This window comes from Hyphomonas sp. FCG-A18 (assembly GCF_045287255.1).
GTDB lineage: Bacteria > Pseudomonadota > Alphaproteobacteria > Caulobacterales > Hyphomonadaceae > Henriciella.
The window spans coordinates 2,824,821-2,847,821 of record NZ_CP137142.1 but is presented as its reverse complement, the minus strand read 5'-3'; the positions used below and the strand labels follow the sequence as shown (position 1 = coordinate 2,847,821).

22 protein-coding genes are annotated in these 23,001 nt (G+C 56.2%); 14 read left to right on the top strand and 8 right to left on the bottom strand.

Going from position 1 to position 23,001, the window contains the following annotated elements; all coding sequences use genetic code 11:
• Positions 1-50 precede the first annotated feature (50 nt).
• The 10 genes from hrpB (at position 51) to RYZ27_RS14055 (ending at position 10,849) form a co-directional block, all read left to right on the top strand.
• Positions 51-2,480 (top strand): ATP-dependent helicase HrpB, encoded by a 2,430-nt coding sequence (gene hrpB / locus RYZ27_RS14100; RefSeq protein WP_406680165.1) that lies wholly within the window; start codon positions 51-53, stop codon positions 2,478-2,480.
• Between the two features lie 143 nt (positions 2,481-2,623).
• Complete coding sequence (locus RYZ27_RS14095) at positions 2,624-2,782, top strand: hypothetical protein (RefSeq protein WP_406680164.1); 159 nt, start codon at positions 2,624-2,626, stop codon at positions 2,780-2,782.
• Positions 2,783-2,846: 64 nt separating this feature from the next.
• Complete coding sequence (gene miaB, locus RYZ27_RS14090; RefSeq protein ID WP_406680163.1) at positions 2,847-4,226, top strand: tRNA (N6-isopentenyl adenosine(37)-C2)-methylthiotransferase MiaB; 1,380 nt, start codon at positions 2,847-2,849, stop codon at positions 4,224-4,226.
• A 59-nt stretch (positions 4,227-4,285) separates the two neighbouring features.
• Entirely contained in the window at positions 4,286-5,176 is an 891-nt protein-coding gene (locus tag RYZ27_RS14085; RefSeq protein ID WP_406680162.1) for a PhoH family protein, read from the top strand.
• On the top strand, positions 5,173-5,622 hold the full coding sequence (ybeY, locus tag RYZ27_RS14080) for an rRNA maturation RNase YbeY (RefSeq protein ID WP_406680161.1): 450 nt from the start codon (positions 5,173-5,175) through the stop codon (positions 5,620-5,622). The genes RYZ27_RS14085 and ybeY overlap by 4 nt, the downstream gene beginning before the upstream one ends.
• 38 nt (positions 5,623-5,660) lie before the next feature.
• Positions 5,661-6,494, top strand: a complete 834-nt coding sequence (locus RYZ27_RS14075) for a hemolysin family protein (protein WP_406680160.1) — start codon at positions 5,661-5,663, stop codon at positions 6,492-6,494.
• Positions 6,491-8,128 (top strand): apolipoprotein N-acyltransferase, encoded by a 1,638-nt coding sequence (gene lnt / locus RYZ27_RS14070; RefSeq protein WP_406680159.1) that lies wholly within the window; start codon positions 6,491-6,493, stop codon positions 8,126-8,128. The genes RYZ27_RS14075 and lnt overlap by 4 nt, the downstream gene beginning before the upstream one ends.
• Positions 8,129-8,165: 37 nt before the next feature.
• Complete coding sequence (locus RYZ27_RS14065) at positions 8,166-8,585, top strand: helix-turn-helix domain-containing protein (RefSeq protein ID WP_406680158.1); 420 nt, start codon at positions 8,166-8,168, stop codon at positions 8,583-8,585.
• 66 nt (positions 8,586-8,651) lie between these two features.
• Positions 8,652-9,845, top strand: a complete 1,194-nt coding sequence (gene metK / locus RYZ27_RS14060) for a methionine adenosyltransferase (protein WP_406680157.1) — start codon at positions 8,652-8,654, stop codon at positions 9,843-9,845.
• Positions 9,846-9,970: 125 nt separating this feature from the next.
• A complete protein-coding gene (locus tag RYZ27_RS14055) occupies positions 9,971-10,849 on the top strand; it encodes a 3-hydroxybutyryl-CoA dehydrogenase (protein ID WP_406680156.1) in 879 nt (292 codons plus the stop codon).
• Between the two features lie 250 nt (positions 10,850-11,099).
• On the opposite strand, the gene RYZ27_RS14050 is transcribed toward RYZ27_RS14055, so the two are convergent.
• The gene (locus RYZ27_RS14050; RefSeq protein WP_406680155.1) at positions 11,100-12,212 is read right to left on the bottom strand and encodes a Rieske 2Fe-2S domain-containing protein; all 1,113 of its coding nucleotides are present in this window, start codon (positions 12,210-12,212) and stop codon (positions 11,100-11,102) included.
• A gap of 105 nt (positions 12,213-12,317) precedes the next feature.
• The gene (locus tag RYZ27_RS14045; RefSeq protein WP_406680154.1) at positions 12,318-12,782 is read right to left on the bottom strand and encodes a hypothetical protein; all 465 of its coding nucleotides are present in this window, start codon (positions 12,780-12,782) and stop codon (positions 12,318-12,320) included.
• Positions 12,783-12,881: 99 nt separating this feature from the next.
• Between RYZ27_RS14045 and lepA the strand changes: the two genes are divergently transcribed.
• On the top strand, positions 12,882-14,687 hold the full coding sequence (gene lepA / locus RYZ27_RS14040) for a translation elongation factor 4 (RefSeq protein ID WP_406680153.1): 1,806 nt from the start codon (positions 12,882-12,884) through the stop codon (positions 14,685-14,687).
• Between the two features lie 573 nt (positions 14,688-15,260).
• Here the strand turns inward: lepA and RYZ27_RS14035 are convergent.
• On the bottom strand, positions 15,261-15,932 hold the full coding sequence (locus RYZ27_RS14035) for a DNA-3-methyladenine glycosylase I (RefSeq protein WP_406680152.1): 672 nt from the start codon (positions 15,930-15,932) through the stop codon (positions 15,261-15,263).
• Positions 15,933-16,051: 119 nt separating this feature from the next.
• Here RYZ27_RS14035 and RYZ27_RS14030 point away from each other — a divergent pair, with 119 nt between their 5' ends.
• A complete protein-coding gene (locus tag RYZ27_RS14030) occupies positions 16,052-16,843 on the top strand; it encodes a hypothetical protein (RefSeq protein ID WP_406680151.1) in 792 nt (263 codons plus the stop codon).
• Here RYZ27_RS14030 and RYZ27_RS14025 read toward each other — a convergent pair whose 3' ends face one another.
• Entirely contained in the window at positions 16,844-17,527 is a 684-nt protein-coding gene (locus RYZ27_RS14025; RefSeq protein WP_406680150.1) for a DUF1013 domain-containing protein, read from the bottom strand.
• Between the two features lie 128 nt (positions 17,528-17,655).
• Positions 17,656-18,639, bottom strand: a complete 984-nt coding sequence (locus tag RYZ27_RS14020) for an NAD(P)H-quinone oxidoreductase (protein WP_406680149.1) — start codon at positions 18,637-18,639, stop codon at positions 17,656-17,658.
• Positions 18,640-18,726: 87 nt separating this feature from the next.
• On the opposite strand from RYZ27_RS14020, the gene RYZ27_RS14015 reads away from it, so the two are divergent.
• A complete protein-coding gene (locus tag RYZ27_RS14015) occupies positions 18,727-18,906 on the top strand; it encodes a DUF1192 domain-containing protein (RefSeq protein WP_406680148.1) in 180 nt (59 codons plus the stop codon).
• 59 nt (positions 18,907-18,965) lie between these two features.
• Positions 18,966-19,511 carry a DUF1465 family protein gene (locus RYZ27_RS14010; protein ID WP_406680147.1) on the top strand — a complete coding sequence of 182 codons (546 nt, stop codon included), beginning with the start codon at positions 18,966-18,968 and terminating at the stop codon, positions 19,509-19,511.
• Between the two features lie 12 nt (positions 19,512-19,523).
• Here the strand turns inward: RYZ27_RS14010 and rfbB are convergent, their stop codons facing one another.
• The 3 genes from rfbB to rpoH all read right to left on the bottom strand — a co-directional run bounded on the left by rfbB (position 19,524) and on the right by rpoH (position 22,863).
• Positions 19,524-20,540, bottom strand: coding sequence for a dTDP-glucose 4,6-dehydratase (gene rfbB / locus RYZ27_RS14005; protein ID WP_406680146.1), 1,017 nt, complete (start codon positions 20,538-20,540; stop codon positions 19,524-19,526).
• Between the two features lie 34 nt (positions 20,541-20,574).
• Positions 20,575-21,378, bottom strand: a complete 804-nt coding sequence (locus tag RYZ27_RS14000; RefSeq protein WP_406680145.1) for a TrmH family RNA methyltransferase — start codon at positions 21,376-21,378, stop codon at positions 20,575-20,577.
• Between the two features lie 588 nt (positions 21,379-21,966).
• Positions 21,967-22,863 carry an RNA polymerase sigma factor RpoH gene (gene rpoH / locus RYZ27_RS13995; RefSeq protein ID WP_406680144.1) on the bottom strand — a complete coding sequence of 299 codons (897 nt, stop codon included), beginning with the start codon at positions 22,861-22,863 and terminating at the stop codon, positions 21,967-21,969.
• Between the last annotated feature and the right edge of the window lie 138 nt (positions 22,864-23,001).

The following is a 23,001-nucleotide window of genomic DNA, read 5'->3' as shown; positions in this document are numbered from 1 at the left end:
CGAAAACGAGCGATTGCGAAACCGTAGCGTTACCGCCATGACTGCCAGAGATGACAACTCTGCCGATTGAACCCCTGCTGTCAGAGATCGCTGCAACGCTGAAAGCCCGCCAGCGCTTGATCCTTGGCGCCCCGCCCGGTGCGGGCAAGACCACGCGGGTGCCGCTGGCGCTTAGCGGTTTGATCAAGGGGTTTGAGGCGCTGCCCGGCAAAGTCGTGATGCTCGAACCGCGCCGGATCGCGGCGCGGATGGCCGCCGAACGTATGGCGGCAACGCTTGGCGAAAAAGTCGGCGGGCGGATTGGTCTCTCCACACGGATTGATCGCCGCGTCAGCAAGGATACGGTTGTGGAAGTCATCACCGATGGCCTGTTCACGCGTCGGCTGCTGGCTGATCCGGAGCTATCCGGAGTGAGCGTCGTGATCTTTGATGAGATCCATGAGCGCGGCCTGAATGCCGACCTTGGCCTTGCGCTGGCGCTGGAGGTTCAGGAGGCCCTACGCGAAGACCTGCATATTCTGGCCATGTCGGCAACTTTGGATACAGCAAGCATGGCCTCCAAGCTTGATGCGCCCGTGATCGAAAGCGAAGGGCGGCAATATCCGGTTGAAACCCGTTACCTCGGACGTAATCGCGACCGCATTGAAGACCAGATGGCCGCCGCGATTACCAAGGCGCATCGCGAAACAGATGGCTCTATACTGGCCTTCCTGCCCGGCGCTGGCGAAATCCGCAGAGTAGCCGAGCGACTGAGCTTACCGACAGACACTTTGATCGCGCCTCTGTTTGGCGCCCTTAGCCCGCGCGAACAGGATCAGGCTGTCTCCCCACCCGCAAAGGGGCAACGCAAAGTCGTGCTGGCCACTGATATTGCCGAGTCAGCGCTGACGATTGAGGGCGTCTCCGTCGTCGTTGATAGCGGTTTAGCCCGCGTGCCGGAAACCGATCCGAATGGACAGACGCGGTTGGTCACGCTGCGGGCCGCGCGCGCCAATGTTAACCAAAGGCGGGGCAGGGCAGGACGCTTGGGCCCGGGAACCTGCTATCGCCTCTGGGATGAGGCAGAAACACGAGGCCTTGTCGCCGCGCCGCGCCCGGAAATATTGGCTGCGGATCTCTCAGGCCTTGTCCTGACCCTTGCTGAATGGGGCGAGAGTGACCCTCTAGGGCTGAATTGGCTGGATGTTCCGCCGAGCGGGCGGTTGAAGTCAGCGCAGAGACTTCTGAAACAGCTTGAAGCGCTGACCCCGGATGGTGCTTTGACCGCTAAGGGCAAGGCGATGGCGCGGCTACCACTTCCACCGCGCCTTTCCGCGCTAATTGTCGGCACGGATGAGCCCGGCGAGAAAGCGCTCGCCGCACGAATTGCCGCCTTGGCTGGAGAACGCGGGGTAGGTGGGAACACCGAAGACCTCACGGCACGCCTTGCAGGGTTTGAGCGCGAGAATAGCCCGCGCGCCAAAGCTTTGCGTCGACAAGCGGAGCAATGGGGGCAGGGCGCCGCGCCAAAGGGTAAAGCCGCCACCATTCTGGCGCGCGGCTGGCCGGACATGATCGCCCGCAAACGCCCCGGCACCAACGCAACCTATGTTCTGGCGTCCGGGCGGGCAGGGCAGGTGGAGGAAACCTCCCCGCTCGCCAAATCCGAATGGTTGAGCGTAGTCGAACTGGTCGGCGCAGCAAAGGGCGCACGGATTACACTGGCTGCGGCCCTCAGTGAGAGTGATGCCCTTGCGGCCTCTCCCCCTGAGACACGTGAAGAGGCCGAGTTTGATCCTGCCAAAGGAAGTTTCCGGGCGCGCAAGGTCAAAGCCATGGGCGCGATCATCCTGTCTGAGACCCCACTGCCCAAACCTTCTGGGGACAGTGCCCGCAAAGCGTTTCTCGCCCACCTTGAGGCTGAAGGTTTCGCCCCTACTGGTTTGCAAGACGCTATCGCCAGCTTTGTCGCGCGGGTTAGCGCTTTGCGAGCGACGCATGGTGAAGACTGGCCGAGCCTGTCCGTTCAAGAGTTACAGGAAACGGTCGCTGAATGGCTTGGCCCGGCCCTTGGGACTGGCAGCTTCGAGATGCCCTTGCCTGCGCGCATTACGGACGCGTTGAAAGCAAGTCTTGGCTGGCCCCTGTCGCAGGACGTGGATCGACTGGCACCCGCAACTGTCGCGTTACCTGTCGGACGCAAAGCCAGGATTGACTGGCTGGATGAACGCGCGCCGCTGATCGAATGCAAGGTGCAGGAGCTTTATGGTGCACAAGCGCATATCGCGCTCGCCGAGGGACGGTTACCCGTGACGGTTCAGATGCTCTCACCGGGCGGGAAACCCGTGGCCACAACGCGCGATCTGCCCGGCTTCTGGCGCGGTGGATATACAGATATGGCCAAGGATATGCGCGGACGTTACCCCAAGCATGACTGGCCTGAAGACCCCGCAAATGCCAAGCCGCATATCGGGATGACGAAGAAACGTTTGGCCCAGTAACCTGATGCCAACGTATGGATTTTATCCCTATGCAGATTATATATAGTCCGGTTATGGATTAATAATGCACCGAAATAGTTGCATTACTTAGTCCGCAGTGTTATATGACATTTTTATGAACCCCTATAAAGAAAGGTTATGTCATGCACATTACCAGCGAAAATAGGGCGATGATGGAAGCCTTTCACCGCCCGCTAGTGGACAGAAAGAAGTTGCAAAGCGGCACAGGCAAACTGATAGCGGTTGCTGTTGCAATTGTGGCATTTGAACTGCTCGTCGGGCTCATCCGCATTATTGCTTAATCTGACAGGCATTCATTGCCATTCAATCTGGCTTTTTTAGCGCTTTTGAGCCATAAGCCGCCGGATGACTGACACACCTGCACCCAAGGCGACCAAATCGGTCTTCATCAAGACCTATGGCTGCCAGATGAATGTATATGATAGCGAGCGCATGAAGGATGTGCTCGCGCCGATTGGCTATGCCCCGACAGATGCTGCCGAGGGCGCCGATCTGGTCGTGCTGAACACCTGCCACATCCGCGAAAAAGCCACCGAGAAAGTCTATTCCGAGCTGGGCCAGATCAAGAAATTGAAAGAGGCTCAAGGCGGCAAAATGACGATTGCGGTTGCAGGCTGCGTCGCTCAGGCCGAAGGCGCAGAGATCATGCGGCGCCAGCCCGCGGTTGATCTGGTGCTTGGGCCGCAAGCCTATCACAAACTGCCCGAGATGATTGCTCGCGTGCATCGCTCGACCGGAGAGCGCCTGGAAACCGAGTTCGACACACAGGAAAAGTTCGACGCTCTGCCCAAGGCTCGCTCGGTCGATGGACCAGTCGCTTACCTGTCGGTGCAGGAAGGGTGCGATAAATTCTGTACGTTCTGCGTTGTGCCTTATACGCGCGGGGCGGAAATCTCCCGCTCTGTTGACGAGATCATGGTTGAGGCGAGATCGCTCGCCAGCCAAGGCGTGCGCGAAGTTCAACTGCTGGGCCAGAACGTCAACGCCTATCATGGCGCAGGCCCGGCAATCGAAGGTGGCGGCGAGTGGACGCTTGGCCAACTGGTACGCCATGTTGCCAAGATTGGCGGCTTTGACCGCATTCGCTACACGACCAGCCATCCGCGCGACATGGATGATGACCTGATCGCCGCCCACGCCGATACGCCGGAGCTTATGCCTTTCCTGCACTTGCCGGTGCAATCAGGCTCAAACCGCATCCTGCAGGCGATGAATCGCGGTCATACGCGTGAGCATTATCTCGACATCATGCGCCGCGTGAAAGAGGCCCGCCCGGATATTGGCTTGGCTTCAGATTTCATCGTTGGCTTCCCTGGTGAGTCCGATAAGGATTTTGAGGACACGATGGATCTCGTCCGCGAGGTTGGCTACTGCATTGCCTATTCGTTCAAGTATTCAGAACGCCCCGGCACGCCAGCCGCTGAAATGTTTGGGCAAGTGCCAGAAGACGTGAAAAACGAACGCCTGCAAGCGCTACAGGCGCTGTTGCGCGAACAGCAAACCGCGTTCAACGCCTCAAAAGTCGGTCAGACTGTGCCTGTGCTGGTTACCGGAAAGGGCCGGAATGCCGGGCAGATGCATGGCCGCTCGCCATGGCTGCAGGCGGTTCACTTTGATGGGGCCGAAGACCTGTCCGGCCAGATCATCGATATTGAGATCGTTGGCTCAAGCCTGAACTCCCTGTCTGGAAAACTGCCACAAATGGCTGATGGGGTGCCCGCTTGAGTCAGGATTGGACCCCAAACGACCCCTCTCTACTGCCCGTTATTTGCGGCCCAAACCATATGAATCTCCTCTATCTTGAGGGGGAGCTCAGTGAGGGTGACCTCAAGGCGGAAAGTCAGGGTGGCGGTATCAGGCTTGATGGCTCAACCGAGGCGGTCAGCACCGCTGTGCTGGCTCTGTCTGTATTTGAAGCCGTGCTGGCCAAGAACCCGGAGGCTGGCATTCCAGCCCTCGAAGGCGCACTGGAACAGGCGCGTACGCCAAGCCAGACCTATCAGACACTGACGGGCCTGAAAGTGCCAATCAAGGCACAGACAAGCGCACAGGGAAAGTATCTCGACCTGCTGACCGGAGCCAAGAATGACCTCATTTTCGGCGTTGGCCCTGCAGGAACCGGCAAGACATTTCTGGCCGTTGCTGCAGGCGCAGCCGCGCTAAAGAATAAACGCGCCGCGAAGCTGATCATTACCCGCCCTGCGGTTGAGGCTGGCGAGAATCTCGGCTTCCTACCCGGCGACCTTGAAGAAAAGGTCGAGCCTTATCTGCGCCCGATCTGGGACGCGCTCGAAGAAACCCTCGGCCTCGATCAAGCCACGCGACTGCGGGAAAAGAAGATTATCGAGGTTGCCCCGCTCGCCTTTATGCGGGGGCGAACGCTTAAGAACGCTTTCGTGATTATGGATGAAGCGCAGAATGCAACCGTGGCGCAGATGAAAATGGTGCTGACCCGGCTTGGCCGCGACAGCCGTATGGTTGTCACGGGCGATCCGGGACAGGTCGACCTGCCGCCCAAAACCCAATCCGGCCTTGCTCATGCGCTTTCTATTCTGAAAGGTGTTGAGGGCGTCGGGCAAGTGACCTTCACGGCCCGTGATGTGCGCCGCCATGCCCTCGTCAGCCGCATCATCAAAGCTTACGATGCCGATGCGAAGAAAGCGAAAGACGCATGATCGATCTGGACATGCGTGTCGATGAAGAAGGTTGGGCGCAGGCTTTTCCGAACCTTGAAGCGATCTGCCTGAAAGCACTCAATGCTGGGGCGGACGCAGGCGGCATTGCTGGTGAGGTTAGCCTTTTGCTCACCAATAATGAGGCCATTCAGATTCTAAATCGCGACTGGCGCGGCAAAGATAAAGCCACCGATGTTCTATCCTTCCCAGCCGATGAGATGGATCGCCCATTGCTGGGTGACATCGCGATTGCCCTGCAAACCTGCCAGCATGATGCCGATGAGAAATCCATCCCGCTCGACCAGCATCTCTCCCACCTCCTGATCCATGGTTACCTTCACTTAATTGGACACGACCACATGGAAGACACAGAAGCGGTAAAAATGGAGGCTCTTGAGGTTACAGCGCTTGCCTCATTGGGGTGGCCTGATCCATACACGTATTAAGCGATTCTCGCGTTCAAAGGACGACTCTAAACCGAGCCATGTCAGATGATTCCCGCGGCCTCTTTGGCCTTTTCCGGCGCAAGCCAAAAAATCCTTCCGAACCTGCGGATCAACAACCCGCCACCGCCGAGCAGCGCGAAATGCGTTTGCGGGTGGCAGAGTTTCAGAGCCTGAAGGTCTCCGATGTGATGATCCCACGAGCTGAGATCGTCGCCGTGGACATCGAAACCCCGTTTGATGAGCTTCTTAAAATTCTGGCAGATGAGGCCCACTCACGCCTGCCGGTCTATCGCGAGACACTCGATGATCCGGTTGGCCTGATCCATATCAAGGACGTCGTTGGGGACATTGCCCGGCAGAGTAATGAAACGGCCTCAGACGGTGAGAACGCGCCACTGAAGCGTCTGCATCGAGATATCCTGTTCGTACCGCCCAGCATGTCTCTGCAGGACTTGCTGTTGAAGATGCAGAGTACGCGCATTCATCTCGCGCTTGTCGTGGATGAATATGGGGGCACAGATGGTCTGGTCAGCCTCGAAGATCTGGTTGAAGAGATCGTTGGCGATATCGAAGACGAGCATGATGAGGATATCGCCATGCTGGTCCGCCGTGGGCGCCTTGCCTGGGAAGTCGACGCCCGCATGGAAGTTGATGACTTCAAGGAAGAGACACAGCTTGACCTTGCGATTGAAGATCATGAGGTCGACACGCTCGGCGGCGTGGCCTTTGCCCTTGCTGGGCGGATACCCTTGCGCAGTGAAGTGCTGCGCCATCCGTCCGGGGCAGATATCGAAATTCTGGAAGCTGATTCCCGTAAGATTCAGCGCCTTATTGTGCGCAGCAAACCCGTCACGCCGGAGACGGCGTCATGAGCGAAGCCAGGATCAGTCACGGATTTGGCCCGCTCACCAGCCTGTATGAGGCGGTGGCCCGAACCGGTGGCCTGACCGGGATGTTGTTCGCAGCCCTGCTTGGCGCTTTTGCTGCACTCGGCTTTGCACCATTTCACCTGTCACCAACGCTCGCGATAGCATTCATTGGCTTGGTCTGGATGCTGGATGGCGCGCGCGGCCACAAGCGTTGGGGACGATCCATGTTTGCCCGTGGTTGGGCCTTTGGGTTTGGTTTCTTTTTGGTTGGCATGTACTGGACGGCACAACCGTTTCTGGTTGAACCTGAACGCCACGCGATATTCCTCTGGATGCCGCTGATTGCCTTGCCAGGTGGCATGGCGCTGATCTGGGGCGCGGCCTGCGCCCTTGGCGGGGCTTTCTGGTCTTCCTCCCCATCCCGCGTGTTTATCTTTGCCTTGTTCATGGGGCTGGCCGAACTGGCGCGTGGACATCTGTTTGGTGGTTTTCCCTGGAATCTTGCCGGGACGACCTGGACACCGGGCGCGCCACTGTCACAGGCTGCCTCACTGGGCGGGGTTTATTGGCTCACGCTTGTCACACTGCTCATCATGGCCGCGCCCGCCACACTCGTAGATACGCGCGCGCAGAAAGGGGTTCTGCTTCGGGCGGTGCCAAGTGTTCTTGCCATCGCGCTGCTAGCCTTTGGCTGGGCCTGGGGGTCACAGCGGCTGGCCACTGATACCGAACTGACGGAACGCAGCGTGATCCTGATCGATGCTGGTGTCCCACAGGCTGAAAAGTTTGAAAACCCTCAGCAAGTCCTTGCCCGCTATTCCGAATTCCTACGTGAAATCCCGAGCGAACCCGGCGATATCCTGATCTGGCCGGAGGGCGCGCTGCCAAGCTATCTGCTGCAGGACACTGTGGCGCTGGATCAGATCTCCGGTTTCCTGGGTCCCCGAACTCTGATCACAGGAACCCCGCGTGTGTCCACGACCAGCGGCGCGGCCAATTACTATAATAGTGTAGCCGTCTTCCAGACCGGGGCCCTCAGCACAGAGCTTGTGGCCCTCTATGACAAACACCGTCTAGTACCCTTTGGTGAGCTGGCAGCAACTCGCATTGTCCCGTTCGGCGAAAGCATTTCCGGTATCCTGCCCTCCGCCATCCAGCGCATGGCACGCAGTGGTTTCACCCCTGGTGCTGGGCCGACTGTTCTATATCCGGAAACCCTACCGGCTTTCATTCCGCTCATTTGCTATGAAGGACTGTTCCCGGAAATGCTGCGAAAGGCAGACCCACGCCCGGAAAATGCCGAATGGATTGTCGTTGTTTCTAATGATGCCTGGTTTGGCGGCGGTATGGGCCCTGCCCAGCACTATAATCAAAACCGCTATCGCGCGATCGAATCCGGCCTGCCAATGGCCCGCGTCGCCACGCGAGGGACAACAGCCATGATTGATGGTTATGGGCGTGAACTGGCAAGAGGGAACCCGGTGGCCGGTGATCCGGCGGGTTGGCGCTCTTCCGTTGTCCGTACAGCCCTTCCTGCAAAACTGGACCGCACCCCGTATCAACGCTTTGGTGGCACATTTTATTGGTTATCGCTCGTTGTCTGCCTCATTCTTGCGTTTGCCTGCTGGCGTCGTTAAGCACACCTAACTTCTGATTGAACCGTAAACGTACCTTATGTCCGAGAATAAACTCCCTAATGATGTTGACCGTATTGTCGGTATGCGGATGCGCTTGCGCCGCCGTGATCTGAAACTCACTCAAGAGCAGCTTGGCGAAAAGCTGGGCCTGACCTTCCAGCAGGTTCAGAAATACGAGAAGGGCGTGAACCGGGTTTCCGCTGGCCGTTTGTTCAATATGGCCAGTGTGCTGGGTGTCCCAATCACTTACTTCTTTGAGGGTGTAAGCGAGATGCTCGAAGGGCCGTCAATGGCCGTTGCAGAATCTGAGGCCCCGCCCATTCTTCCTGTCATGGATATGGAAGCGATTGAACTGGTTTCAGCCTTTCAAAAGATCGGCGATGCAGATCTGCGCAAGACGCTTTTGGCGACGATTCAGGCGGCGGCAGCGAGTGCTCAAAAAGGCACAGACAGTTAAAGCTCTTTGCGATAAGCCTCACCGGTCTACAACCCCTATGAGTTGATTTATGAAGGAGGTGCGCTTGTGACGCCGTCTGATTTTCTGTTTACAAGCGAGAGCGTTTCCGAAGGCCATCCGGACAAGGTCTGCGACCGCATCTCTGATGAGATTGTCGATCTGTATTTTCGCGAGGCGGAAGCTTCTGGATTTGATGTCGCACAAGTTCGTGCAGCCTGTGAAACGGCAACCACAACCAATCGCGTGGCTTTGCTCGGCGAGATGCGTGGACCCAACATCCCGGTCGACCAGATTGAGACAACTGTCCGCGATGCAGTAAAGTCGATCGGCTATGAGCAGGATGGCTTTCACTGGCAAAATCTCAACCTCGATAACTGGCTACATGAACAATCCGCTGACATTGCTGCCGGCGTTGATGCCGGAACCGGAACCTATGTTGAGGAAGGAGCTGGCGATCAGGGGATCATGTTTGGCTATGCCAGCGCTGAAACCCCGGAACTTATGCCGGCCACGCTGGTCTATGCACACCAGATCCTGAAGCGCATGGCCGACCTGCGGCACTCGGGTCAGCGCCCCGAGTTTCTGCCGGATGCCAAAAGCCAGGTTACGCTGCGCTATTCCAATGGCAAGCCGGTGGATGTCGACACGGTGGTTGTTTCGACGCAGCATACAGATGGCCTAAGCGCCGAACATATTCGCGAACTGGTGCGCCCAGTCGTTAAGGATGTTCTACCAGAGGGGTGGTTTCCAAGCGAAGACAAGTTTTACGTCAATCCAACAGGAAAATTCGTGATTGGTGGCCCGGATGGCGATGCAGGTCTGACGGGGCGTAAAATCATCGTTGATACTTATGGTGGCGCTGCCCCACATGGCGGCGGGGCCTTCAGCGGGAAAGACCCAACTAAAGTTGATCGGTCCGCCGCTTATGCCTGCCGCTATCTCGCTAAGAATGTGATTGCTGCAGGCCTAGCCGAGCGCTGCACTCTACAGGTAAGCTATGCCATTGGCGTTGCTCGGCCCTTATCTATCAATGTAAACTTGCATGACACCGGCGGCACTGACGAACGTAAACTGGAACAGGTCCTTATGCAGGTTATGGACCTTAGCCCACGTGGAATTCGCACCAAGCTTGGCCTTAATCGCCCAATCTATGCCCGCACCGCCGCTTATGGTCATTTTGGGCGTACGCCAGAAGCCGATGGCGGTTTCAGCTGGGAACGTCTTGACCTGGCCGATGAAATCAGGTCTGCGATGGGCTAAACTATCTGTTGCAAGTCCGCGACACATACGCGCAGACAAAAGATACACCAAAGTCAGGGCTTGCTTTGCCGCGGTGCACAAGCAAGCTATGGCGATAGAGTAAAGACGTGGTCCAGGAGGCCCAAATGACAAGCATCAAAACAATCGGTGTGGTGGGCGCAGGGCAAATGGGAAACGGTATCGCACATGTTTGTGCGCTGGCCGGGTATGACGTACTTCTAAATGATATTTCGCAAGAGGCCCTGGAGAAGGGGGTTGCGACCATCGAAAAAAACATGGTGCGCCAGGTTTCACGGGAACTGATCACGCATGAGGATATGCAAACAGCGCTCGGCCGTATCAAAACGGCGACCAGCCTGAGCCCGTTTGCCGAAGCCGATCTTGCCATTGAAGCCGCGACCGAGCAGCGTGAGATCAAGGAAAAGATCTTTTCCGCGCTTTGTAATGTTGTCCCGGAGCGCACTTATCTGGCGACCAATACCAGTTCCATTTCGGTGACCCGACTCGCGTCCACAACTGATCGCCCGGAAAAATTCATCGGCCTGCACTTCATGAACCCGGTGCCGCTGATGAAGCTAATGGAAATCATTCGCGGTCTCGCCACTGATCAGGAAACCTATGACATGGCGCTGGAATTCTCCAGCCGCCTGGGCAAAACCACGACCAATGCTGAAGATTATCCGGCCTTTATCGTGAACCGTATTCTGGTCCCGATGATCAATGAGGCCGTCTATGCCCTGTATGAGGGTGTTGGAACAGTTGAAAGCATTGATACAGCGATGAAGCTGGGCGCGAACCATCCGATGGGGCCACTCACGCTGGCCGATTTCATTGGTCTCGATACCTGCCTGTCGATTATGCAAGTGCTCCATGATGGCCTTGCCGATACCAAGTATCGCCCATGCCCACTGCTCGTGAAATATGTCGAGGCCGGCTGGGTCGGACGCAAAGTTGGCCGCGGCTTCTATGATTATCGCGGCGACGCTCCGGTCCCAACGCGATAGGCAATCGCTTTATTGATCCATCTTTTCGCGGCCAGCCCGAAAAACATTGAGGGTTAGCCCCGTTTTACGCTCGAACGTGAGTTGAAGCCAATCTCCAGCGCAATGGCGAGAACAAGCTACGCCCGAGCTTCAATAAAGGGTTTGGCTTCCTCCGCTGGTTCTTCGCCATTGGCTTTGCTCTGATCTTCGGCATGCGGCCTAGGAGATGTCGGATGATCCGAAGTTGAGACAACAATCCCTGAGAGGTGAACTAGCTCCGCCACTTCAGGGTTTTAGCCTTCACCTTGTTCTCGAAGGGGCGGCCATCTGCTCGACTGGCGGCCCATTCCTTTTTGAGCATCTGGTACCACTTGGCCTGAATATCGATGTCATCAATCCAAAGCATCGACTTCTGGTGCTCCATGCCAAGGTTTTGCAGATCGACCATATCCCCATCCTGACGCAGGAATTTGCGCGCCATGGGCTTGGCAACCGGAATGGCGAGATTCAGCAGGGGCGCCCCCGTCCACCATGTAAACTGAGTGATCCGGGTTAGTTTTGGCGCTTCAGGCGTCAGGCAAGTCAGGGTCAGAAAACGCGCCCGGCCATTGGAAATGATCTCCCAGCGAAAGCCGGGAAGCTGGAATCGGATTTCTGTCTCGACATTGTCGCCGAAGACCCAGCGGTAAAGCTTTGAGTTTGAGCTTGGGGCGTGGCGATCAATCGCCCAACCCCGCTCAGCTGGCACGAAAGGCTTTTCTTTCAGTTTCAGGCCAACAGAAGGTGGTCGCCACCACCATTGATTATGCACAAAAGGCACGTGCGCCGGGTCCATCAGGCCAACAACCGCATCATCCATGTGCGCATTGAATGTATCTTCAATGACGAATTTGGGCTTTTCAGGCAGCGGCCCGAAATCGGGCGGCGGTACATCTGGCTCGCCCTCAAAGCGCGGATTATCCGCGATGAATACGAAAATTGCGCCATTGGCCTCATGAACAGGATAGTGGCGCACTTTCACCCGGCTCGGATCATAGGGCTCATCCCCGGTCAGGCTAGGCATCAGTTTACACACCCCATCCATCCCGAAACGCCAGCCATGATAAGGGCACTCCAGCGTGGTTTCCCCATCTGTCTCCACTTGTCGGCCTGCACTCAGGGGTACAAGGCGATGCGGACAGACATCGCGCAAGGCAAAGGCTTTACCAGCAGCATTCCGGCCAATCACCAAGGGTTGACCCAGCATGATCCGGCGGATCTGCGCGCCAGGTTTTATCTCAGCCGAAGCCGCACCCAGATACCAGCTATCGGTCAGCCAGCCTTCAGGTGTAATCCCAACCTGCTTGTCAGGCGTATTATCGATGAGTGTGTTGGTGTCGGCCATTGGCGCTGATTACGACAGATCAGACGCGGCGCAAAGCTCAACTTGTGTAAGAATAGGTAATGGAGGTCCCTAAGCGCCCATACTATCCAATGACAGGCGCATGACTTAATCCTGAGCCAGACGCGTATAGCCTGCAAATTCAGAGTCCGACAAAGCCTCAATCAAGGCCTCTTTGGCCATGCCATAGTCAACGATCCGGCATGTGATGATGATTTCATCGCTCTCGTCATCATCATCTTCGCAATAGCCAAGCCCCGTCCAGCCAAGGATTTCATTGATCCGGTCTGCTGCAGCGTCGCTATCGAAATCGGCTTCATCGGGATAGGCCACGGTCAGGGTTTGATAGTCCCCCGGCTCCAAGACCTCGAAACCAATATCGCGGGCTGGTCCCAGAATCGCTTCAAACTGCTGCTCCAGAGAGCGGAAGAACCAGATACGATGGACCTCCGTTTGCCCGGCATCCCCCAAGGCACCCCAGTGCTCGACAATGCGGCGGCGGCGCGGTTCAGCCCAGGCCTCATGATAGGCGATGACCCGCCCGCTCTCATCGCGTTTATACAGCCTGAACATGGCACGCCTCCTCATCACGATGGTGATGTTTCACCCGCTATACGGCGTTGCAGCACAATCTGCTAGGCGGCGGCTTCCGACCTCGCTATATGCCCCTGTATGACACCTCGTGATAAGATCCGTAATTTCTCAATCGTGGCCCATATTGACCACGGGAAATCGACTCTGGCCGACCGCCTGATCCAGCAGACAGGCACGCTAACCGAGCGTGAAATGTCTGATCAGGTGCTCGACTCGATGGATATCGAGAAAGAGCGCGGCATTACCATCAAAGCGCAAACCGTGCGGCTCGACTATAAGGCCCGCGATGGGGAAACCTATGCGCTGAACCTGATGGATACGCCGGGGCACGTTGACTTCTCCTATGAGGTGTCCCGCTGTCTGGCTGCCTGTGAAGGCTCACTGCTCGTCGTCGATGCCTCTCAGGGCGTTGAGGCCCAGACCCTTGCCAATGTTTATCAGGCGATTGAACAGGATCACGAGATTGTCCCAGTTCTGAATAAGATTGACCTTCCAGCCGCTGATGTTCCGGCTGTAAAACAACAGATTGAAGACGTAATCGGCCTTGATGCGTCTGACGCAGTTGAAATCTCTGCCAAAACCGGCCTTGGCATTGAGGATGTGCTCGAAGCCATCGTCACACGCCTGCCTGCCCCGCCAACAGGCGAGACGGACAGGCCGCTCAAAGCGTCTCTGGTTGATGCCTATTACGACCCCTATCTGGGCGTGGTTGTTATCGTCCGCGTCTTTGACGGGGTGATGCGCAAGAAGCAGAAAATCAAAATGATGAAGACCGGCGCGACCTATGAGCTGGATCGCGTTGGCACTTTCCGGCCCAAGCCGACCGATACTGATGAGTTAGGCCCGGGTGAGGTTGGCTTCTTTGTCGCCTCGATCAAAGAAGTCGCCGACTGTGCGATCGGGGATACGATCACGACCGAAAAAGGCGGCACGGACGAAGCGTTGCCGGGCTATAAGGATGTTCAGCCAGTTGTGTTCTGTGGCCTGTTCCCGATGGATGCAGGTGATTTTGAAGAATTGCGTACCGCGATGGGTAAGCTGCGCCTGAATGATGCGAGCTTCACTTGGGAAATGGAAACCAGCGCCGCGCTCGGCATGGGTTTCCGCTGTGGCTTCCTCGGTCTGCTCCACCTCGAAATCATTCAAGAACGCCTCAGCCGCGAGTTTGACCTCGACCTGATCGCGACCGCGCCAAGCGTGGTCTATGAGATGACGATGACGGATGGTTCAGAGATTGAACTGCATAATCCGGCGGATATGCCGGATGTCGTCAATGTGGCTGAGGTCCGCGAGCCCTGGATCAAGGCGACGATCTACACCCCGGATGAGTATCTCGGCTCGATCCTGAAACTCTGTCAGGACCGCCGCGGGATTCAGACCGAGCTTTCCTATGTCGGTGATCGCGCCATGGTGCAGTATGAGTTGCCGCTCAACGAGGTCGTCTTCGACTTCTATGATCGTCTGAAGTCGATTTCGCGCGGCTATGCGAGCTTTGACTATGAGATTATCGGCCACCGCGCCGAGAACCTGGTGAAGATGAATATTCTGGTCAATGACGAGCCTGTTGATGCTCTGGCTATGCTGGTTCACCGTGATCGCGCTGAAAGCCGGGGCCGTCAGATGTGCGAGCGCCTGAAAGACCTGATCCCACGCCAGATGTTTAAAATCCCGGTTCAGGCGGCGATTGGTGGACGGATTATTGCCCGCGAAACCATCTCTGCCTTGCGCAAGGATGTGACCGCGAAATGTTATGGTGGTGACGCGACCCGAAAGAAAAAGCTGCTGGAGAAGCAGAAAAAGGGGAAGCAGCGCATGCGCCAGTTCGGCAAGGTCGAGATCCCGCAGGAGGCTTTCGTCGCCGCCTTGCGCATGGATGGAGACTAAAAACATCAAAATTCGGATCGGAAGCGGAACAAAATCCGGATTCTATCCACAGAATTCGCGTTTCTGTGGAAAATTAACCCTTATTAACCATAATTTTCGATTCGTCCCTCGACTCTTTTTCGATCTGAGTCATTCTGAACCTGTCCGCAGCGGACCTCGGCAGCCACCGGGGAAAACAGCGGGAAGCACGTCGCGCCCGGACGAAACCGGATCACGAGACAAAGACTGGAAACAGTCGCGTCAAAAGATCAGGCGGAGATGAGGGGAATAGGCAACGCGACGTCTGTCTTGCTCAGACTAGGTGAGTAAGGTGGGACTGTATCTGCGACCGGAGAACGAGCCGAAACGCAGGACCAAAAAGAGCGCTGAAAAGCGAACTGGACGGTTGAAGCTTAACAAAACTGCGAAAGCAGAACGGGAAGTTTCGAGGGATCAAAACCGATCACGAATGAGAACTGTCACAAGAACTTGTTACTGTGATTCGGAATTGAAACCAAGGAGGCGCTGATCGCAAGGTCAGCGCCTCTTCTTATTTGTCTGAGGATTTTATTTGTCTGAGGATTGGGCACCCTTCTAACCAACACTCAGGGCCAGTAAACGTGAAACCGATGCGCGCGAAACACCGCCCTGCTGGCTCAAAGCAGAAATCGCCTCATCGACTTTTTTCATCGCAGTTTTGCTGGTCGCGGTCGGCTTATCCAGAACGCCTTCACGTACCAGAGCCGCGCAAACATCCCTAGACGTGATCCAGGCATCATAGCCAGAGAAGCGCAGAAAATACTGCGCCGTTGCCCCACCAAGGCGTGACCCATGCTTGGCCATATGCGCAAGCAAGCCTGCCTGATCGCCGACAGGCCATTGCGCCAGAAACGCACCAAAGCTGCCATGCTCTTTCTTGGTCTCGACGATGAATCGGGCATTCTCAAGCGTTGCTTTGATCTTTTGACCATTGCGCACAATGCCCTTATCCGAGAGCAAGCGATCCATATCCTCGTCCGAAAAGAACGCGACCCGGTGGGGGTCAAACCCAGCAAAGGCGGTCTCAAAACCGGGCCATTTATTCTGAATGACCCTCCAATTGAACCCGGCACTGAAGACGGCTTGCGTCATCTGAGATAGATATTCAGCATCACTCACCGCAGTCAGATCAGATCGCGCGTGCTCATTGCCAATCTTCTGCAAAACCTGTGCGCGATCACCATGATGTTGCGCGGCCAGATCGACAATCTCATCAAATGTTCTCATTCGAACCTCCCTACCCATATGGAAGCCAACCCCGCCCTGCTTGGCAAGCCGCAGACGCGATATTGCGCGAAAGCCTCAATCAGCCTAGGGCTGACCGCGGAAGTAGGGGTCATCTCACCATGTTTTATCGTCATGTCGCTCACGCAGTTTCAGGCGCGCTTTGGGCAAGCCTTGCCATGACGGCTGCCGCGCAATCCCATCCGGATACATTCGGCACCGAGCGCGGGACGGGCAAAATCATCTGCACAAGCGATGGGGATGAAAACGCCATTCGCCCTGATGACCCATCCTATGCGATCTCGGCGATGTGGGACCAGATGATGCTTGGCGAGCGCGCCGCATGCGGTGAACAGCTAACGCCCATCGACAACGGCACATGGGGCGAAAGCAAACCATTTGAGGGCACTGATGATGCCGGGCTGACGGCGGATTTCCGTCTTTATGTCCTGCATGACGATTATACGTGGGCGAATGGCTCCAATCGCCAGGTTTTGAATGATGATCAGCCAATCATGTTCAATGAAATCCTGCGCACACCACAATTCTTCCAACGGTTCTGCAGCGCCAAGGCCGTCCTCAGCGTCGGCACAGCCTCTCAGGGCGGCCCAAGAGCTGTTAATCATCGCCTTGCCCGTGAACGCGGTGAGATCGTGGCGAATGCCCTGACCTCGTATCGCCCTGATTGCACAACTGAGCGTGCACCGATCATGTACGCGCTAAGCCTTGGTCAACATCGCGGGGACCGCGCCGGAGATCGCCCAACCCAGCGGCGCGTCGTCATCGTTGCGGCAGAGGATCTCGCCCTCGGCGTCAACCTTGAGCAAGCCCTGCGCCGCGGCCTGATAGAGCAGAACGTCTTCGGCACCATGAGCGTTGCCGATTATGACCGTTTTGATTTGATCTCGTTCTGATCAGTTCTTGAAATTAGAGAAGATATCGTCAGCCGACAGCTCACGGTCTTCTGAAGGTGCAGTCTCTTCCGCAACCGGGGCTTCCGGTGTCTCAACGGCTTCGGCTGGCGCAAGGCCCGGGCCTTCTGTGGCGGCAGCGCGTTCTGCATCCATTTTGCGGCGACGGTCAGACGCTTTCGCAATCACCTCATCCAGCTCGATCTGAGAGCACAGGCCAAGCGTTACCGGATCAACCGGGCGAATATTCTGGCTGTTCCAATGGGTCTTGTCGCGAACATTGGTGATGGTCGCCTTGGTTGTGCCGATCAGTTTCCCGATCTGGGCGTCGGTCACCTCTGGGTGATTACGAATAAACCAGGCAATCGCATCCGGTTTGTCACCGCGGCGGGCAACAGGGGTGTAACGCGCGCCCTTACGCTTGGGCTGCGGGATGTGCGCAATTTTAGATGGCGCGGTTTTCAGGCGATAATCTGGATCTTCCTCACCCTTTTGAATTTCTTCACGGGTCAGCTCACCACCAGAGATCGGATCAACGCCGCGCATATTCTCGGCAACGTCGCCATCGGCAATACCTTTGACTTCCAGATGGTGCAGGCCGCACAGGTCCGCGATCTGGTCAAAGCTCAGCGTTGTATTGTCGATCAGCCAGACAGCTGTGGCTTTCGGCATCAAAATATCGGCCATGGCAGCCTCCTTGAAACGTGCCCCAGAAACGCTTCCGCCCGGCACTTCAGGCCGGGCGGTCAGGGTCTCAGAGCAGAAATTGTCCTAACCTATAGAGACATAAACGTTTCTCGGCGCTCTGACTAGCCTTACGATACGGTTCGGCTGAGCAGGATTTTGCCGATATGCCCACCTTTGGCCATATGCGCCTGGGCTTCTTCAGCCTTTTCGAAGGGATAAATCGTATCGATCACAGGCTTAATGGTTCCCACCGCCACGGCTGGCCAGAACGTCTCCTCCACCGCCTTACGCAACTCGGCTTTCTCTTCAACCGGGCGGGCCCGCAGGGTTGTTCCGGTCAAAATCAATCGCTTTAGCATCAATGGCAGGAGGTTCACATTGACCTGCGGGCCATTCATATAGGCGATGTTACAGATGCGCCCATTCACTTTGGCGACCGAGATATTCTTCTGCACATAATCGCCGCCAACCATATCCAGGATGACATCGGCGCCGCCTTCTTCACGGACAATCGCTTCAAAGTCTTGCTCGCGATAATTGATCGCGACATCGGCGCCGAGCGCCTTGGCCGCCGCGCACTTATCGTCGGACCCCGCGGTTACGATGATCTTTCCAGCGCCAATATGCTTGGCCATCTGGATCGCCATCGTGCCAATGCCGGAGGTTCCCCCATGCACCAGCAGGATCTCCCCGGCCTGCAAGCCACAGCGCACGAACACGTTCGCCCACACTGTCAGCATCACTTCCGGCAGCGCGCCCGCCTCATCAAAGGAGAGATTATCAGGGATTGGCAGCAAGGAGCCGGCATCGACAGCGGCATATTCTGCATATCCGCCACCCGCGAGGAGCGCGCAAACGCGATCACCAACGCTCCACCCGCTAACCTCTGTGCCAAGCGCAACAATCTCGCCGGAAATCTCCAGCCCCATAATCTGTGATGCCCCAGGAGGTGGCGGATAGCGCCCGGCCCGCTGGACCAGATCAGCACGGTTCAAGCCCGCCGTGACCACTTTGACCAAAACCTCATTTGGCCCGCAATCTGGTTTTGGAACCTGCCCAAGACTGAGGGGCTCTCCCTCAGTGACCACCACAGCTTGCATCATGTCGCTCATAAGAACCCTATCTTTATCTTGATCTTTTGTGGCACTTTGGGCTTGCTAGTGGCGTGGTGTCCACATCAAAAGTGAGCGAGCCCCAAAATGCTGAATGAAGAAGAGCCAATCCCAGAAAAACCCGTCGATCTGGAGCGTTTGTCGGTTGACGAACTGAACCAGCGGATCGAAGAATTAAGGGCAGAGATTGCGGCATGTGAGGCTGAGCTCAATCGAAAATCTGCGCATAAATCTGCAGCGGACGCACTTTTTGGTGGTAATGATTAAGGTCTTCGAAGGGGTCTAAGCCTAATGTTGGGACCAAGACGAAATAAGCAGGCGACGTAATGGCCAATCCTACCCATATTCGGCAATCTGACGGCCCGGACCTGACCTTCACCGAAGGCAAAGTGTTCGAGAAAGTCTTTACCGATGGCATGGCTCTGGTTGAAGAAACCGCTGCCTATCTGGACGGCCCAGGGCGGAAACTGTCGCAAACCTTGCCACGCGAAGCTTCACTGACCTATGCCGCATGGAGCATGGAGCTGACGACGCGTCTGATGCAAGCCGCGAGCTGGCTGGTTATGCAGAAAGCGGTTCAGGACCGGGACATGAAGCGCTCTGATGCGGCTTTGGACAAGTATCGCATTCGCCGCGATGATCCACCGCTTGATGCCAGTGCGCAGCGCGGGCGCGGGCTCCCCGACCTTTTCCTTGATCTAGTTGAGCGCTCTGAGAATCTATACGAGCGGATTTGCCGTCTCGATTCTGCGATTTACGGCAATGGCCCGAAAGACACGAAAAGCCCTGTCAGCCTGCAATTGCAGGAGCTACAGCGCGCTGCCGAAACCGGCGCTTTTGACCCGCTCCGTGTCTGGGGCAACGCCAAATAAGCTAGATTTGTCTTAGGCCTTGCGACCCAAGCCCAGCCGATCATCGCTGTCAGCGTCGTTCGGCAAGTTTTCCAGATACCAATCAACCGTCGCTTCCAAGCCCTGTAGCAAGGTGTGTTTCTGCGTCCAGCCAAGGGCTGATTCCGCACTGGAGGGGTCGACGGCATAGCGCCGATCATGCCCAGGGCGATCCGTAACAAAGGCGATCTGATCGGCATAAGGGTGGTTGGACGGGCGCTTGCGATCGAGCAGCGTACAAATCTCCCGCACAAGATCGATATTGGCGAGCTCTGCCCGGCCGCCGAATAGCAGCGTCGACCCCGCCTCAGCCCCGGTCGCCTTGATCAAGCCGCGCGCATGATCCTCCACATAGAGCCAGTCACGGACATTTTCGCCGCGGCCATAGATTGGAATATCGGCCCCAGACAGAGCCTTACGAATAACCGTCGGGATCAGTTTCTCAGCATTCTGCCAAGGTCCGTAATTATTCGAGCAATTGGTCACGACAACAGGCAGACCGTAGGTTCGCTGCCAGGCGCGAGCCAGATGATCACTGGCGGCTTTACTAGCTGAATAAGGCGATGAAGGGCGATAGGGCGTGTCTGCATCAAATGCTGGGTCTTCCGGGCCGAGATCGCCAAAAACCTCGTCAGTTGAGACATGCACAAAACGGAAAGCTTCCGGCTTTCCAACACTTGTCCACCATTCGAGCGCCGCTTCCAGAAGCGCAAACGTGCCATCAATATTGGTCTTCAGGAATGTTGCAGGGCCGTCAATCGAACGGTCAACATGCGTCTCTGCCGCCAAGTGCAACACGGCATCAGGACGCGCGGCCCCAAATACGGCCTTAATCGCTTCCTGATCGGTTATGCAGGTATGAGCATTGGTAACCTTCGCGCCCTCAAGCGCATCGGCATTTGCCGCATAGGTCTGCTTGTCGACATTCCAGACATCGTGCCCAGCCTTCACCAATTGGCGAATAACCGCTGACCCAATGAACCCGTATCCCCCGGTAACGATAACGCGCATGAGCTCACCCTTACTCTACTCTCCGGGCGGCTGCTTAGCTCATTTGGCGGGCATTGAACACATAAGAAAGTGCAATCGCGCCGGCTGTGGCGACGTTGACGCTGTCAAAGCCTGTCGCCATTGGGATTCGAACCGCAGTTGCCGCAGCAATCATCAGATCGGGTAGGCCCGGCCCCTCCGCACCAAGCAAGATGGCAAGCTTGTCTGGCACAGGCAGGCTTTTCAGGGGTGCTGCATCGGCGCGCGGCGTCATCGCCCAGATCGTATACCCTGCTGATTTTAGTGCCTCGATCTGCGCCAGACCGGTCCCGCCATGATGGTAAGGCAGCCAGAGGCTGGTCCCCGCCGAAACCCGGATCGCCTTGCGATATAGGGGGTCACAGCTTTGCTGATCCAAGATAACGCCGCCTACACCAAATGCTGCCGCATTGCGAAAGGCGGCACCAACATTGTCATGATTGGAGGTCTGGTTGAGCACAAGCAGCGTTTGCGGACCCACAACATCGTTCAGGGACAGCCCGTCCCCCTTGCGGGCACAAGCCAGAATCCCGCGATGAACATTAAACCCGGCGACCTCATCCATCAGCGCCTGTGGTGCGACATAGATCGGGACATTGGCGGGAACTTTTGCAAGCAAGTCCGCTAGCGGCTGCAACCGGGTCTTACACAGGAACAGGCTTTCAATCGCAAACCGGGAACGCTCCAAGAGGATACCAAGGGTCACCTTACCCTCGACAATAAACCGACCATCGGCCCGCCCGGTCAGATCGCGCTCACGGATAGAGACAAAAGGGGCGATCCGTGGATCTTCGCTTGATTCGATCGAGAAGATGTTCAAGAAGTCTAACCTGTTGAGGGGACGATATTGATGCGCTTGCAGACACTTATATATAAGCTCGGTTTTATATTTGTTATATTCTCACTCCTAAGTAGCTGCGCCACTAGCGATAGTGAGCTGTCATCAGAACAGAGGTTTGCTCAAATACAAGAACGAGAGTTAGACGCGACAATCACACTCAAATTCCTGCAAAGCGGAACGATTATTCCTACTCGAGTACACCCTAAGCTAAATATGTCTGAAGACAGCATGGCACCCGTATTCAGAGTTATCGAATCCTACGGTCTTCCAGAGCGCACCGATATTGCTGTTTGTGCAGTGAATAGAAAGCCGAAACAGCCAAAAGTTAAGGCTTTATCTCGGTGTACGCTTCCACTAGAATACTCAAGAACAAAGGGTCACATGAGTATCGAATGGGAATTGGAAAGTGAAAGCTGGCTTATCACCTACCTAAACCTTCATGTAGATGATCTCGCCGCCAAGGTCCCTGAAGGGTCAGTCCAATTCAAGCCAAAGCCAAAAATTGTCCTAAAAGACCCTTCATAAACCTTATGTGCAAAGCCTGATCCCCAATAAGGTTTTTTAGACCTAATTTCCCATCGGGAGGCCTTGTTCCTTGGCCATTTTTTGCATGGCTTTTTGCAGCTTCTCAAATGCGCGCACTTCGATTTGGCGGATACGTTCGCGGCTGACATTATAGACCTCTGACAGCTCTTCGAGCGTCTTTGGCTCGTCGGTCAGGCGGCGCTCCTGCAGGATATGCTGTTCACGCTCTGACAGGTCAGCCATGGCGGTTTGCAGCAGCTCCATACGGGCATCAAATTCCTGATTATCCGCAAACTCCTGCGCCTGATTGGAGTCTTCATCCTCCAGCCAGTCCATCCATTCCATGTCGCCCTCAGCGCCCATTGGCGCATTCAGGGACGCATCCGAACCACTCATCCGGCCATTCATGGAAATCACATCCTTCTCCGGAACGTTCAGCTTGGTCGCAATCTGCTTGACCTGATCAGGGTTAAGCTGCGCATTATCGAGCGCATCAATCTCACCCTTCATCCGGCGCAGGTTGAAGAACAGTTTCTTTTGCGCCGCCGTGGTGCCGAGCTTAACCAGGCTCCAGCTGCGCAGGATATATTCCTGAATAGACGCGCGGATCCACCACATCGCATAGGTCGCGAGGCGGAAGCCTTTATCCGGGTCAAACTTCTTGACCGACTGCATCAGCCCGACATTGCCTTCTGAAATGACCTCAGCCATGGGCAGGCCATAGCCGCGATAACCCATGGCGATCTTGGCCACGAGACGCAGGTGCGAGGTCACCATTTTCTCGGCAGCTTCGGAGTCTTCATGCTCCTGCCAGCGCTTGGCGAGCATAAATTCCTCATCCTTGGCGAGCATTGGGAATTTGCGAATTTCTGAGAGATAGCGGCTCAAACCCTGCTCTGGGCTAAGGGCGAGCGCGCGGCTTGCGGCTTTATTGGCCATCGTTTTTGTCCTCCTTCTTTTTCACGAACCCGCCACATGCGGCATCCGATCCAAAGTCGTCATGGGAAGCTATAGCCCCGACCATCGGCGGCGTCTTTCCCTGTTTAGCGCATAGTGCCTATCACGCTTTTGCATAAA